Annotated in this window: 13 protein-coding genes and 1 pseudogene; 11 read left to right on the top strand and 3 right to left on the bottom strand. The window is 66.2% G+C overall.

Annotated features, from left to right (window positions below; all coding sequences use genetic code 11):
- From G6027_RS09520 to G6027_RS19490, 3 genes are all read right to left on the bottom strand, one after another.
- Nucleotides 1-522 (bottom strand): urease accessory UreF family protein (locus tag G6027_RS09520; protein WP_182636960.1); only part of this gene is annotated, 522 nt, incomplete at its 3' end.
- On the bottom strand, nt 519-1,049 hold the full coding sequence (locus tag G6027_RS09525; protein ID WP_182636961.1) for an urease accessory protein UreE: 531 nt from the start codon (nt 1,047-1,049) through the stop codon (nt 519-521). The genes G6027_RS09520 and G6027_RS09525, both read right to left, overlap by 4 nt.
- A gap of 57 nt (nt 1,050-1,106) precedes the next feature.
- Complete coding sequence (locus G6027_RS19490; RefSeq protein ID WP_182636962.1) at nt 1,107-2,318, bottom strand: LuxR C-terminal-related transcriptional regulator; 1,212 nt, start codon at nt 2,316-2,318, stop codon at nt 1,107-1,109.
- A gap of 231 nt (nt 2,319-2,549) precedes the next feature.
- Here G6027_RS19490 and G6027_RS09535 point away from each other — a divergent pair, with 231 nt between their 5' ends.
- The 11 genes and pseudogenes from G6027_RS09535 to G6027_RS09585 form a co-directional block, all read left to right on the top strand.
- Nucleotides 2,550-4,112, top strand: coding sequence for an ABC transporter substrate-binding protein (locus tag G6027_RS09535; protein WP_241726996.1), 1,563 nt, complete (start codon nt 2,550-2,552; stop codon nt 4,110-4,112).
- Nucleotides 4,113-4,115: 3 nt separating this feature from the next.
- Complete coding sequence (locus G6027_RS09540; RefSeq protein WP_182636964.1) at nt 4,116-5,078, top strand: ABC transporter permease; 963 nt, start codon at nt 4,116-4,118, stop codon at nt 5,076-5,078.
- Entirely contained in the window at nt 5,075-6,034 is a 960-nt protein-coding gene (locus G6027_RS09545; protein ID WP_182636965.1) for an ABC transporter permease, read from the top strand. Before G6027_RS09540 ends, G6027_RS09545 begins: the two co-directional genes overlap by 4 nt.
- A 35-nt stretch (nt 6,035-6,069) precedes the next feature.
- Nucleotides 6,070-6,915, top strand: a complete 846-nt coding sequence (locus G6027_RS09550; protein WP_182636966.1) for an ABC transporter ATP-binding protein — start codon at nt 6,070-6,072, stop codon at nt 6,913-6,915.
- A 2-nt stretch (nt 6,916-6,917) separates the two neighbouring features.
- A complete protein-coding gene (locus G6027_RS09555; RefSeq protein WP_182636967.1) occupies nt 6,918-7,721 on the top strand; it encodes an ATP-binding cassette domain-containing protein in 804 nt (267 codons plus the stop codon).
- A complete protein-coding gene (locus tag G6027_RS09560; RefSeq protein ID WP_182636968.1) occupies nt 7,721-9,064 on the top strand; it encodes an amidase in 1,344 nt (447 codons plus the stop codon). The genes G6027_RS09555 and G6027_RS09560 overlap by 1 nt, the downstream gene beginning before the upstream one ends.
- A 64-nt stretch (nt 9,065-9,128) precedes the next feature.
- Nucleotides 9,129-9,326, top strand: coding sequence for a hypothetical protein (locus G6027_RS09565; protein WP_182636969.1), 198 nt, complete (start codon nt 9,129-9,131; stop codon nt 9,324-9,326).
- A gap of 5 nt (nt 9,327-9,331) precedes the next feature.
- Nucleotides 9,332-10,738 (top strand): amidase, encoded by a 1,407-nt coding sequence (locus G6027_RS09570; RefSeq protein WP_182636970.1) that lies wholly within the window; start codon nt 9,332-9,334, stop codon nt 10,736-10,738.
- Nucleotides 10,735-12,156 (top strand): amidase, encoded by a 1,422-nt coding sequence (locus G6027_RS09575; protein WP_182636971.1) that lies wholly within the window; start codon nt 10,735-10,737, stop codon nt 12,154-12,156. Before G6027_RS09570 ends, G6027_RS09575 begins: the two co-directional genes overlap by 4 nt.
- Before the next feature lie 89 nt (nt 12,157-12,245).
- The gene (locus tag G6027_RS09580) at nt 12,246-13,430 is read left to right on the top strand and encodes an MFS transporter (RefSeq protein WP_182636972.1); all 1,185 of its coding nucleotides are present in this window, start codon (nt 12,246-12,248) and stop codon (nt 13,428-13,430) included.
- A gap of 120 nt (nt 13,431-13,550) precedes the next feature.
- Nucleotides 13,551-13,919, top strand: a pseudogene (locus G6027_RS09585) (hypothetical protein); the annotation flags it as partial.

Raw genomic sequence — 13,919 nt, forward strand, 5'->3', positions numbered from 1 at the left:
TTCCTGGATGCTCCGGTGTCCGGCGGCCCCGAGCCGCACCGCGCTGCTCGAGTACGACGAGACGACCTGCCATCCGGAGAGGGCCTCGGCGTCCCGCAGCCCAAGGCCCCGCGCCTGTGCCACGACGGCCTGCGCCACGGGCAGGTGGGCACCCGCGGGGATAGCGACCCGGACGTGGGACGACTGCGGGTCGCCGAGCCGTGCCCATACCCCGAGCAGGGCCCGCCCCGCCCGTCGCGAGGCCTTCCGAGCGGCCTCGCCGATGAGGTGCACGTCCACTTCCGAGTCCAGCGCGAGCAGCTCATCCAGCTCATGACACCCGTGGGCCTGTTTGAGAAACACCCGGTCGAAGGAATTCCACCGGTGCACGAGTGCCTCGTCGAGCAGGACGGCAAGCTCGGCAGGGGAGGTGACCCACCCGTCTGCCACGAGCGTCTCCAGACCGGAGGAGAACGAGCCGGCGCCCGCGGCGAACGCCGGGTCAGCGAGGAGCAGGAGCGCCGTACGCGAGGACGCTGTCATCGTGGGGTTCCCGCCCCGTGTGCCGTCGCGTCGTGAGAGTGGGGCTCGTGGGCGGCGACGGCCGCCCCGGTCGTCCCCGTTGCTGAGTCGACCACCTCGATCACCCCGCTGTGGAGGAGCTGTTCGATCCGCGCGAGATAGTCGTCTCTCGGTCCGTCGAGCAGGACCGTCATGTACTGCCCGGCCATGCGGACCTTCCAGTGAAGATGCCCGGCGTGCCACCCCAGCTGGATGCCGCCTTCGGCGTCGACGGCCCGCAGATGTAGTTGCTCGGTCTCGCGTGCTTCGACCACCACCGCGCGGCGGTCCGTCAGCTCCAGAACCGAGCCGTCCCGGAGTGTCACGTCCCTCGGGAGCGCGATGCCGTACTCGATACCGTCTTGGTCCACGGCCTTGAATCGCTTTCGACCCAATTCGGACTGCGGCACAATCAGGCGGACTACCCGTCCAGAATGCTCGTGGTGAGACAGCGCATTGTGGATATCCGCCTCGAGACGATGCCCGACGAGAGTGCGAAATGTGTCCATGGCTCGACCCTAGGTGCATTGTCGAAGACTATGAATACGTCATTTGACGCAATTTCTCTATCTGGGGCCCGAGAATGCTGGATGGCCGAGTATGTAGATCCCGTCCACCATCGCGATTCGGGTGACGGAGCTGCGATTCGGAACCCCTAGCTTCACGAGAATGTGCTCCACGTGTTTGGATATCGTTCGTGGGCTGGTGAACAGCCTCTCCCCGATCTCGGTATTGCCACACCCCTCGACGATTCCGGTGACGACCTCCGCCTGTCGCCGGGAGAGCCCGGCGGGCATCGGACCTTCGCGCCACGACACATAGAACCCGCCGGCACCTCGCCGGGCGCTCTCCACCCGGACATGGACCGGCGCGGGCGCCTCGTCGGGCCATATCGCGAACCGCGTGACCTGCCCCCGTGTCGGCCATGTCCGGAGCAGGACGGACCGGATGAGCTCCGCGACCTCGTGGCTGTGCTCTGGTTCGAAGCTCGTCAGGTTGAGCCCTGGGTCGAGCAGGAGCGCGCCGTCCGCCTCGTTGCGAGTGCGTCGTTCACGGGTCCGGAAAAGAAATTCACCCAGCACCGGAGCGGCTGCCGACAACGCGGCCATCTCCGCTTCGCCGGGCGGCCGGGGCGCGTCGGTGTTCCCGGTGACCATCCCCACATAGCGCTCCTGGTGGAACAGCGGCAGGTAGACGCCTTCCCGGTACCCCAGCGGGAGGATGAACTCCTGATAGAGGGCCGAATCCGCGCGGTTGATGTGGGCATCGGTGTCGGCCCAGCCCTTGGGTCGTCTGTCCCGGTGGAGCGCGGGCCAGCACAGGTCGTCCAGGAACACTTGGCCGTTGAGCGCGTCCAGCAACTTCTGCGGGAACCGCTTGGTGTGTAGCGGCTGGTGTATCCCGCGCGCCGGATCCCACTCCGCGATCTCCAGCGACGGGTACTGCACGAATCTGTTGAGTTCAGAGAGGGCTTCGTGCGCTGCGGTCAGCGGCGGGACCACGTCCGCCTGAGTCGCGCGGACCGCGTTGAGTGTTGCCTCGAGAATCGTTGTCGCCTTCATCGTTCTCCCCAGAACTCTCGTACACGGATGCCGATCCGACCTCCAGTCGCGGTGGGCATCGATGCACGAAAGTATGACGACCCGTTGCTTCTCCCTGTGTCGACAGGGTGTTAACAGCTCGTAACGTTGGTTGCGAATTGTTGAATAGTCCGACGGAGGGCATTCGCCCAGTCTATTCCGAGGGATATTAACGCGCGTGACAATGAGCTGGGTCACATTCTTGCCCGGTATCTTCGCATTGTGGCGCCGTCTGCTGAGGAATACGCACGATGACGTATTCACAGAACCTAGTGGCCCTTTCTACTGTTCTTCGCACAGTGAATTCCGGGTAGGCGGCCAATTTTTTGGCGGCCGGTGGCTCAAGGAAAGGGCACGCATCTCATGCAGAAATCGGCTAAATACCTTGGGTGGAAACGTCGGGCCACAGCGATCGCGGCTGGGCTCACGTTGTCCCTTGCCCTCACCGCGTGTGGCGGTGCCGGAGGCGGAGGCGGGAACGACCACACGCTCATCATCGGGATCGAGTCCGAGGCAGACGTCCTCGACCCGCAGGTCGCCGGTGGCTGGGTCACCTGGCGCATCAACTCCCAGATGTACGAGCCTCTCGTAATGCACGACCTGAAGACCCCGTCCGAGGAGGCGGCAGTCCCCGAACTGCGACCCGGGCTGGCGGAATCGTGGGAGATCTCCGACGACGGTCTGGAGTACACGTTCAACATCCGCCAGGGCGTCACGTTCCACGACGGAACCGACCTCGACGCCGAGGCGGTCGAGTACAACATCCGGCGTATGTGGGACGAGTCGTCTCCCCAGTACAACGCCACCGCTGCCGGTCAGACGGTCTATGTATGGCAGTTCGTGGAGGAGGTCGAGACGGTCGACGACCACACGGTCGTGGTCCGGATGAACCAGCCGTTCTCCCCGTTCCTCCGCATGCTCGCGCAGGGTGGCAACGGATCCACCGGCATCATCAGCCCCGCCGCGCTGGAGGAGTACGGAGAGGACATCGCCGAGCACCCGTCCGGTACCGGCCCGTTCGCGTTCGAGGAGCGCGTCCGCGGCGAACGGATCACACTGCTGCGGAACGACGACTACTGGGGCGAGGTGCCAGAGCTCGACGGGGTCATCTTCCGCCCGATCCCGGATCCCGCCGGCCGTTCGGCCGCCATCCGCAGTGGTGAGGTCGATGTGATCGCAGTGCCGTCGCCGGACTCGGTCCAACAACTTGTCGACGAGGGCTTCCAGTTGTCCGACGGCGCACCACCCCACGTCTGGTACCTCTCCTTCAACATGCGGGACGAGTACATGTCGATGCCGGAGGTCCGGCAGGCAATCAACCTGGCCATCGACCGCGAGGGGATGGCCGGCAACCTCCTCCAGGGGACGGCTGAACCCGCGTACGACATCCAGGCGCCGGCCAACGACGCGTACGTCGAGCGGACCGACGCATACGCCCGTGACCTCGAGCAGGCGCGCGAGCTCCTCGCGGAGGTCGGGCTGGAGGACGGCTTCACGACCAGCCTCGCGACCTCGGTCGACGGATCCGGTCAGATCGTCCCGGCGCCGATGGCCGAGTTCATCCAGCAGAACCTCGCCGAGATCAACATCGATGTCGAGATCCAGACCATGGAGTGGATCTCCTATCTGGGTCGCTGGGGCGAGGGAGCCGGCGATGTCGGGATGATGCAGATGTCCTGGGGCATGGATACCCCGTACTGGCTGTACATCGTCACCTCGCAAGCCATGATTGCCCCGAACGGACCGAACGTCGGCTACTACGACAACCCGGAGCTCGACGCCGTCATGGAACAGGCGATCACGGCCGCGTCGGAAGAGGAGTCGGTCGAGTTCTGGCAGCGGGCCAACCAAATCGCCACGGACGACGCAGCGCTCGCGCCGATCGTCAATGACCGTGCCCCGTACATCCTGTCCCCGGAGGTCGAGGGTTGGGTCTCGGCCAGCCAGGAGTGGTACGACCTCACCGGCGTCAGCCTGAACTTCGAGGACTAGGCCATGATGCTCGTGGTAGTCAAGCGCCTCGGGTCGACCGTCTTCGTCCTGTTCGGTGTGGTGTTGATCGTATTCCTTCTACTCCAGCTGGTTCCCGGTGATCCGGCCAGGACGATTCTGGGGGCGGGTGCGACGGAGGACGCTGTTCAGGCCGTCCGTCGGGAGCTCGGTCTCGACCAACCGGTGGTCATGCAGTTCTTCAGCTACCTGGGCGGGCTGCTGACCGGTGACTTCGGTCGTTCGCTGACCATCAACCAGCCGGTTCTCGACATCATCATGCCGCGGTTCCAGAACACCATGGTGCTGTCGTTCGCGGCGCTGGTTCTCTGCATCGTCATCGGCGTCCCGCTCGGGATCATTGCCGCTCGCAAGCAGTACGGGATCTTCGACCGGGTCTCCATGTTCGTCTCACTCGCCGGTGCGAGCGTCCCGGTCTACTGGTTCGGTCTCATGCTGATCGGAATCTTCGCCCTTCAATTTGGGTGGTTCCCAACCTCCGGAATGTCGAGCGCGCGGAATCTCGGCGGGGGAATGGGTGATCTCCTGATGCACCTTGTCCTCCCTGCGATCGCCGCGGCGACTGTTCCACTGGCCGTCATCGCCCGAATGACGCGCAGCGTGATGGTCGACACGATGGAACAGGACTACATCCGCACCCTGCGGGCCTCGGGAATCTCGGAGCGCTCAATCCTCTGGAGGCATTGCTTCAGGAACTCGCTCCCCCCGATCGTCACCGTCATCGGGCTCCAGATCGGCTATCTCCTCGGCGGAGTGATCTTCGTCGAAGTGGTGTTCTCCTGGCCGGGACTCGGGTACCAGCTCTACACCTCGATCACGCAGAACGACATGCCGCTCGTGCAGGCCGGCGTCCTCTTCATCGCGCTCGTCTTTGTCATCGTCAATCTGCTGACAGACACGGCAGTGGGCGTGCTCGATCCCCGCACCCGCAGAAAGGTCACAGCATGAGTTCGATCCTCGGCACATCCCCGGTTAAGGACACGGCAGGCGACCACGAGCAGGGGAGCACGGCGGCAGACGAGGCCGCTCCTTGTCCCACGGAGCCCGCACAGCGTCCTTCCCGCCTACTGCTCGCGCTCCGCGCGTTCATGCGGGACAGGATGGCCGCGGTCGCTGCCATTATCCTGCTCCTCGCCGTCGCCGTGGCGATTCTCGCGCCGGTACTTAGTCCCTACGATCCGACCATCGGGGACTCTGCTCGACGACTCGAGGGGATCGGAACGGAGGGCCACATCCTGGGGCTCGACGGCCAGGGCCGAGACATCCTGTCCCGGCTGATCTGGGGCACCCGGTACTCGTTGTCTGTCGCGGTGTTCCCGGTCCTCATCGTCCTCCCTGTCGCCTTGCTCATCGGTTTGATCGCCGGGTACGCGAAGGGCCGGGTCGGCGAGACGCTCATGCGACTGCTCGACGTCCTGTTCGCCTTCCCGCTCGTCCTTCTGGCCATCGCGCTGGCGGCCGTGCTCGGCGCGGGGCTGGGCAACGTGATGATCGCGATCAGCATCAGCCTCATCCCCTACATGGCCCGGGTGGCGTACACGTCGACGGTTCAGGAATCGTCCCGGGAGTACATCGAGGCAGCCCGGGCGGGGGGAGCACGGACCCCGGAGATCCTCTTCAAGGAACTGCTCCCGAACGTCGTCTCGCCCCTGGTGGTCTACGCGACCACCCTGTGCGGCCTGATGGTCGTTCTTGCCGCCGGACTGAGCTTCCTGGGCGTCGGAATCATCCCGCCGACACCGGACTGGGGGATCATGACCGCCGACGGCGCCGGCGTCCTCCTAGAGGGATACGCGCACGTGGCCACCATCCCGGGGTGCGCCATCCTCGTGGTCGCCCTCTCGTTCAACCTGCTGGGTGACGGCGTCCGCGACGCCCTCGACCCCCGCAAGCAGACCACCTGATTCCGCGCCTTCCAAGAGAGCGAGCGTGAGACCCAATGCTTGACATCAACAACCTCAGCGTCGATTTCCACACTGACGGCGGCGTCGTCCACGCGGTGAAGAACGTCAGCCTCTCCGTGGGGGAGGGGGAGATCCGCGGCCTCGTCGGAGAATCCGGTTCAGGCAAGTCAGTGACCTCGATGACGATCCTGGGGCTGCTCGGGACGCGACGGGCGAAGATCTCGTCCGGGGAGATCCTCCTCAACGGGACGAATCTCCTGGAGCTGTCACAGAAGGAGCTCGTCAAGATCCGGGGCAGGGAGATCGGCCTGGTGTCGCAGAATGCGCTCAGTGCCCTGGACCCATCGTTCACCGTCGGTGCCCAGATGGTCGAGGTGATCCGACTCCACCAGAAGCTGTCGAAAGCCGACGCCTACAAGGAAGCGGTGCGGTCGCTCGAACTCGTGGCGATGCCTGATCCCGAGCAGAAGCTGCGCGCATACCAGCACCAGCTCTCCGGTGGCCAGCGGCAACGCGTGGTCATCGCCATGGCGCTCGCCGCCCGCCCCAGACTCCTGCTCGCGGATGAACCGACCACGGCCCTCGACGCGACCGTGCAGAAACAGATCCTCGACCTGTTGCTCGAGATCAACAAGGAACTCGGCACCGCCATCTTGATGGTCACGCACGACTTCGGCGTGGTGTCGCACATGTGCGACACGGTCACTGTGATGCGGCAGGGCAGCATCGTCGAGCAGGGCACCGCCCACCAGGTTCTCAGCGCGCCGGAGCATCCCTACACCCGGTCACTCATCAGTTCCGTCCCGAAGCTCCACCTCGACGACTCGGCCCGGACCGTCCCTCGCGGCCAGCGCCGACTCAACGTCTTCCAGGAGGCCTGACGATGTCTACCAGCGATACCAAATTCGTGGAAGTAATCAACCTGCGCAAGGTCTTCAACGTCTCGGGCGGCTTCGGCAAGAAGAGTCGGGAGGTCGTGGCCGTCGACGACATCTCTTTCTCTATCCGACGGGGAGAGACTTGGGGGTTGATCGGGGAATCCGGTTCCGGGAAGACCACCACCGGTCGGATGATCCTCGGCCTCGAGGAGGCCACCTCCGGGCACGTTGTTGTGGACGGGAGCGAGACGACCAACCAGAGCGGCGAGCGTATGCGACGGATCCGCCAGAAGGTCCAGGTCGTATTCCAGGACTCCGGTTCGGCGTTCAACCCTCGCCTGCCGGTCGGCCAGCAGGTCGGCGCACCCCTGCGCAGATTCGGACTCTGCGACGGCAAGGAGGCCACCAGGCGGGTGATGGAACTACTCGAGAAGGTCGGCCTGGACGATAGCCACTACGACCGGTACATACACGAGTTCTCAGGTGGGCAGCGGCAGCGCCTCGGCATCGCGCGAGCACTCACCACTGATCCCGAGTTCCTCGTCCTCGACGAACCCACGGCGGCTCTCGACGTCTCGGTGCAGGCGCAGGTGCTGAATCTGCTCAAGGACCTGCAGGCCGAGCGACGGCTCACGATGTTGCTCATCACCCATCACCTCGCCCTGGTCGAGCACATGTGCGACTCAGCCGGAGTGCTCCACAAGGGCAGGTTCGCCGAGGTGGGACCAGTCGATACGGTGCTCCGCCACCCGAAGAGCGAGGTCACGCAGAAGCTCCTCGAGGCCGTTCTCGAACCGAAGGTGGCGTGATGACCATCAGTCCCCAGCAGATCGCAGGCACGACCTACTCCGTCGACTCGGTCGTTGCCCGCTACACCGAGGTCGAGCCGAAGATCTCGGCGTTCGTCGAGTTCTTCGAGACCGAGGCCCGGGCCGAGGCTGATGCCGTGAGCGCGAGGGGGATCATCGGCCCGCTCGCCGGGGTACCCGTCGCGGTCAAGGATCTCTACGATGTCGCGGGCCACCCCACTCTCAGCGGATCGAGGGCGGCCGAGGTCGTCCCGCGGCCCGCCGACTCCGCAGCGGTGAGGATGCTCCGTGAGGCCGGGGCCGTCATCGTCGGTAAAACGGTGACCCACGAGTACGCCTTCGGCGCAATGTCACCTCCCACCCGTAATCCGTGGAACCTCGACCGCGTTCCCGCCGGGTCCAGTGGTGGCTCGGGCGCGGCCGTGGCGGCAGGCGTGGTCCCGATCGGGATGGGCACCGACACCGGCGGATCGATCCGGATGCCGGCGGCGGTGTGCGGTGTGGTCGGGTTCAAACCCAGCTTCGGGCTCATCAGCCGCACCGGCATCACCCCCTGTAGCCCGACCCTCGACCACGCCGGCCCCCTCGCCCCGACCGTCTCGCTCGCCGCGGCCGTCGTCGACTCTCTCGCCGGATTCGACCCGACCGATCCCGGGAGCAGGCGATTCCCGGCGCCCGACGCGGTGGCCTCGCTGGACCGGGGCGTGCGGGGGTTGAGACTCGGCATCCCAGAGCGCTTCTTCTTCGACACGGCGGACGCCGACATCGCCGAGGCCGTCCACGCGGCAGCGCGGGAACTCGAGGCGGCGGGTGCGCGGCTCGTTCCCCTCACCTTCCCCACCCCGGAGGAATGCGGAGACGCCGTGGTGACGATCGCAGCAGCCGAAGCGGCGCTCTATCACCGCGATCGGTTCGCAGCGCGTCGAGTGGACTTCGAACCAGACGTCGCTGCGGCTCTCGACGCAGGCCTCGCGCTGGGTGCTGTCGATCTCCTCGAGGCTCTCGATTTCCAGGCGGCACTCAAGAAGGCGTGCGACGCGATGTTCGCGGAGGTGGACGCCGTGATCACCCCCACTGTCGGGACGGAGCCGCCGCCGCTCGGTGCAACATCGATGGTGCTCGGCGGGCGGGAGATGTCGACCCTGTCGGGCCTCAACGCCTTCACCGTCCAGGCCAATCTCCTCGGTGCACCGGGACTCGCCGTGCCCGCAGGGCTCACCGCCGGCGGCATGCCCGTGAGCATGCACATCATGTCGGCGCCCGGCGCCGACGCCCTGGCACTCGCCATCGGCCGCGCCTTCGAAAAGCGGACCGACTGGAACTCCCTGTTCCCTCCACTCTAAGAGCCCCAGCTGTCAGACCTCGACGAGAACTCCCCGCAACACACACTTCACAAGGAGAAATTCCGTGCCAGAAAAACCGAGGGTCTTCACGGAAAAGGCGGTCAGAGCGCTATTTGACTACGCCGACACCAGAGTCACCGACGAGCGCCTGTCCGCCAAGCTCGCTGACTACACACCGCTGCTGGAGATCGCGAACACCGAACCGTTCCAGCCTCTCGGCGAGACCGCACCCGCGACCGCCTTCAACGCAGAGTGGGAGTGACGACCATGGAACCGTACGAACTCAGTTTCACCGAGGCGTCAGATCTGATCGCCGCCAAGGAACTGTCCCCGGTCGAGCTCACCGAGTCCGCGCTCAGGCGGATCCGCGAGGTCGAACCGGATATCCACGCCTACGTCACGATCACCGAGGAACTGGCACTCTCGCAGGCCAGGGCGGCAGAGAAGGAGATCGTCGCCGGGAAGTACAAGGGCCCGCTCCATGGCATCCCGCTCGGGGTCAAGGACCTCTACGACACCGAGGGGATCCTCACCACGTCGAGTTCGCAGGTCCGCGCGGACCACGTGCCGGATGCCGACAGCGCCAGTGTGCAGAAGCTCACCGCGGCCGGCATGGTGGTCGTGGGCAAGACCCAGACGCATGAGTTCGCGTTCGGTGCGACGACGCCGAACACCAGGAACCCCTGGAACACCGCGACGGTCCCCGGTGGATCGAGTGGAGGCTCGGGAGCCACGATCGCGTCCGGCGGCGTGACCGTCGCGCTCGGGTCCGATACCGGGGGGTCGATCCGCATCCCCGCGTCGGTCTGCGGAACAGTCGGTATCAAGCCGACCTATGGACGTGCCCCGCGGGTGGGAGTCGCGTCGCTCTCCTGGTCCCTGGATCACGTCGGTCCGCTCACCCGAAACGTCCGCGAAGCCGCGCTCGTCATGGCGGCGATGTCCGGTTATGACAGGCGCGATCCCGCGAGCGTCAACAAGCCTGTACCCGACTGGACCTCCGACCTCGGCGGGTCGGTAAAGGGGACCCGGATCGGCATCCCGACGAACTTCTACAACGAGCGCGTGCAGTCCGAGATATGGGAGGCCTCGATGGCCGCCGCGAGCGTGCTGGAAGATCTCGGCGCGGAGCTTGTGGAGGTCGAGATACCGCTCGCGGACAAGGTGCTGTCCACCGCGTGGACCATCATGCTCGCCGAGGCGAGCGCCTACCACCAGGAGGCACTGCGAAAGACCCCAGACCTCTTCACGGACGAGGTCCTGACCCTCCTCGAGGTCGGCGAGGGTGTCCTGGCGACGAGCTATATCAACGCCTTGCGGACCCGGACGCTCATGCAGCAGGGGTGGCGCGAGATGTACAACGACATCGACGTGCTCCTGGCGCCGACGATCCCCGGGCCGGCCGTGAGCGCCGACCACCCGTTCTTCGAATGGGCGCCGGACGACATCGAAGGCGCGACGACCGCCTACAGTCGCGTCTGCGCACCGGGCAACCTCACCGGCCTGCCGGCCCTCTCGATGCCCGTCGGTTACACGGCCGAGGGCGGACTACCGCTCGGCGCCCAGCTGATCGGCAAGCCGTTCCGTGAAGGGGACGTGCTGCGCGTGGCGTCGGTCTACGAGACCGCGACCGACCACATCGGCACCCTGGCACCTCTGAGAGCGGCCTCATGAGAACCATCGGGGATCTGGCGTTCTCGGAGCTCACCGAGGTCGCGGAACTCATCCGCGGCCGTCAGGTCAGCTCGGTGGAGCTGACCGAGGGAATCCTGCAGCGCATCGAAGCGTATGACGGCCGGCTCCGGAGCTATGCGACGGTCACCGCTGAATCTGCCCTCGAGGCCGCGCGCGCCGCCGATGCGGAGATCGCGTTGGGGAGGTACCGCGGTCCGCTCCACGGGATACCGGTCGCGGTCAAGGACCTCTGCTACACGGCGGACACCCCTACCGCGGCCGGCGGCACGATCCACGCCGACTTCGTGCCCCCGTGCGACGCCACGGTCGTGCGGAGATTGAAGGAGGCGGGCGCCGTCATCACCGGGAAGCTGCGCATGACCGAGGGCGCTTACGCCGAGCATCATCCGTCGCTGCCGACCCCGGTGAACCCGTGGGACGCTGGTACCTGGACCGGGTCGAGCTCGAGTGGTTCGGGCGTCGCCACGGCGGCGGGACTCTGCTACGCCTCGCTCGGTTCGGACACCGGTGGCTCGATCCGACTGCCCTCCGCGCAGAACGGCGTGACAGGCATTAAACCCACCTGGGGGCGGGTGAGTCGATACGGCATCTTCGAACTGGCCGAGAGTCTCGACCACATCGGGCCGATGACGCGAAGTGCCCGGGATGCGGGAGTGGTGCTGTCCGCGATCGCCGGAGAGGACCCACACGATCCGACCGCGGTGCCGGACGCGGTGCCGGACTACGCTGCAGACCTGCGACTCGACCGGGCCCCCAGCGTGGGAATCGACTGGGAGCTCACGGCGACCTTCGATCCGCCGACCCAGGCGATGCTGACCGAGGTTGTCAACATCATCGAGGCCCTGGGGTGGGGCGTCTATCCCATCGAACTCCCCGACTTCGCGGGCATCAGTGCGGACTGGGAGAGGATGTGCGCGGTGGAGACGGCCGCGGCGCACGCGGCGACGTACCCGGCTCGGGCGGGCGAATACGGCCCGGCACTGGCGCATCTCATCGACCTCGGGCTCGAACTCAGCGCGGTCGAGTACCAGGCGTTGCTGTCGCGGCGGCGAGCCTTCACCGGGCGACTTAAACGAATTTTCCACGATGTCGATCTCATTCTGCTGCCCGGCGCGGGTCTGGCGTCCCCCACGACCGACACGATGGCGTCGCTCGGCACCTCGCCTGAGCTCCTGGCGGGCCTTCTGGTGCCGACGGCTCCTCTGGACATCAGTGGTACGCCGACCATCACGCTCCCCGGTGGATTCACGGAGAGGGGAACGCCGATCGGATTCCAGCTGTGCGGTGGTGACTTCTCCGAGCAGTTGCTGATCCGCGCCGCGCATGCCTTCCAGTCGGCGACAGGCTTCCACAAGAAGACCCCCGTGTTGAGGGACTCAGCGAAGGCAGTGGCGTGAGACCCACCCGTATCGGAACTGCTTGATCACGCCGCTGCGGCGAGGAGGTCGTAGATATCCCCAGGTGACCCCACGAGATGAATCGGAATATGCCCACACACTCACATGAGCGGATCACCCCTGTTCGACTCCTCGCTCTCGCCGTGTTCTGTGGGATATCCGCGAGCACCGTCTATATACCCCAGGCACTGCTCACCGCCATCTCGTCAGATCTCGGCGTGTCACATCAGACGTCGAGTGTGATCGCAGCGAGCACGCTGTTCGGCTACGCGGCCGGGATTCTCTTCCTCGTCCCGTTCGGCACTCGGGTCCGGTCGTCGACGCAGGTGGCGGTGCAGGCGGTAGTGCTCGCTGCGGCACTTTTGTGCGCTGCACTGTCCCAGAGCGCCACAGCGGCGACGGCGGCGTTCTTCGCGGTGGGGGTGTTGGGGAACCTCGCGCAGGTCATCATCCCGGCGGCAAACAGGATGTGCGCCCCCGAGAAGCGTGGGGTGACCAACTCGGTCCTCGTCGGGGCCTTGCTCGTCGGACTGTTCGGCGGCAGGGCACTCGCCAGCGTGTCGGCGGATTGGATCGGGTGGCGATGGACCATCGTCGGGTGTGCGCTCCTGGTCGTGCTGACCCTCCCTACGACTCTGTGGGCGCTCGGTCGTGCTGTCCTGCCGGTCGGCAGCCCACTGTCGCACTTGGCTCTGGTCTCTGCAGCGCTCAGGAGTGCCCGCGGCAATCCGGTTCTCCTCAGGGCAGCCTTCACCCAGTCGCTGGTGCTCGGAGCATTCAACTCGATCTGGGCGGTGATGGTCCTGCATCTCACCGGCCTCCCGCTGTTCTGGTCGGTGACCCAGGCCGGCCTACTGGGACTTGTCGGCCTGGTGGCGGGTCTGCTCACCCCCTGGTCGGGTCGAATGATCGATCGGTACGGAGCCCGCCGGATGACTGGCCTGTTCCTCACGGTCCTCCTGCTCTCGTCCTCGGCGATTTACGCAACCCATAGCTCCCCTGTGCTCTTCGGAGTGGTGCTCTTCTTCTCGACGTGGGCGACACAGTCCGCGCTGTCCGGAAACCAGGTGCAGGCCCTGTCCACCTCGCCCGATCACTCTGCGCAGCTCAACACCGCCTTCAGCTTCATCGTGTTCTTCATCGGAGGATTCGGCGGGGTACTCGGCCCGTTCACGTTCACGATGGGGGGCATCTCCGCAGTAGCTGTGCAGGTGACAGCGCTGGCGTTCCTCGCCCTCCTCGTCTGGCGGTTCGGGCCGCGTGTGCGGGGCTGACTCAGCAGGGTGTCACCGCCACCCCGGCGGTCATCCACAGGCACTGCTCATCCACAGTCCGGCCCTTCGGAAGGGGTTTCCGGAACCCAGCGGAGGAGGCCGTCTCGCAGAGTGAGCAGCATGAGCGCACTCACCCCGATCCGGACCCGGACCGCAGCCAGGCTGGGCCCCGCCGCGCAGAACCCGTGTGAGCTGCCCCCGGGGCCGTTGACCACCGCTGAACTGGCCGCGGCCGTGCCTGATGCACGGGACCGCGGTCGGTACGTCCGGATCTGGAACGGGTTCTACCGGCGGGACGACCAGGTCGACGACCTCCGGCTGCGGAGCGTGGCGCTGGCGCGGACCTGGCCCGAGGGGGTGCTGCGCGGGCGTAGCGCAGCACTGATGTGGGGCGACGACTCGGCTCCGCCAGATGCGCCGCCCGAGATCTGGCTGCCGGCCACCCGTCGGTCCCGCGCGGGGCGGGTGTACCGCTACGGCGCGATGCCA

Origin of the sequence: Dietzia sp. SLG310A2-38A2 (assembly GCF_014145095.1) — a bacterium.
Lineage (GTDB): Bacteria > Actinomycetota > Actinomycetes > Mycobacteriales > Mycobacteriaceae > Dietzia.

Excerpts from the sequence above, each read along its gene's own strand:
- G6027_RS09545 (WP_182636965.1), top strand. The coding sequence starts at position 5,075 with ATGAGTTCGATCCTCGGCACATCCCCGGTTAAGGACACGGCAGGCGAC.
- G6027_RS09575 (WP_182636971.1), top strand. The coding sequence starts at position 10,735 with ATGAGAACCATCGGGGATCTGGCGTTCTCGGAGCTCACCGAGGTCGCG.
- G6027_RS09555 (WP_182636967.1), top strand. The coding sequence starts at position 6,918 with ATGTCTACCAGCGATACCAAATTCGTGGAAGTAATCAACCTGCGCAAG.
- G6027_RS09525 (WP_182636961.1), bottom strand. The coding sequence starts at position 1,049 with ATGGACACATTTCGCACTCTCGTCGGGCATCGTCTCGAGGCGGATATC.
- G6027_RS09560 (WP_182636968.1), top strand. The coding sequence starts at position 7,721 with ATGACCATCAGTCCCCAGCAGATCGCAGGCACGACCTACTCCGTCGAC.
- G6027_RS09540 (WP_182636964.1), top strand. The coding sequence starts at position 4,116 with ATGATGCTCGTGGTAGTCAAGCGCCTCGGGTCGACCGTCTTCGTCCTG.
- G6027_RS09580 (WP_182636972.1), top strand. The coding sequence starts at position 12,246 with ATGCCCACACACTCACATGAGCGGATCACCCCTGTTCGACTCCTCGCT.
- G6027_RS09550 (WP_182636966.1), top strand. The coding sequence starts at position 6,070 with ATGCTTGACATCAACAACCTCAGCGTCGATTTCCACACTGACGGCGGC.
- G6027_RS09570 (WP_182636970.1), top strand. The coding sequence starts at position 9,332 with ATGGAACCGTACGAACTCAGTTTCACCGAGGCGTCAGATCTGATCGCC.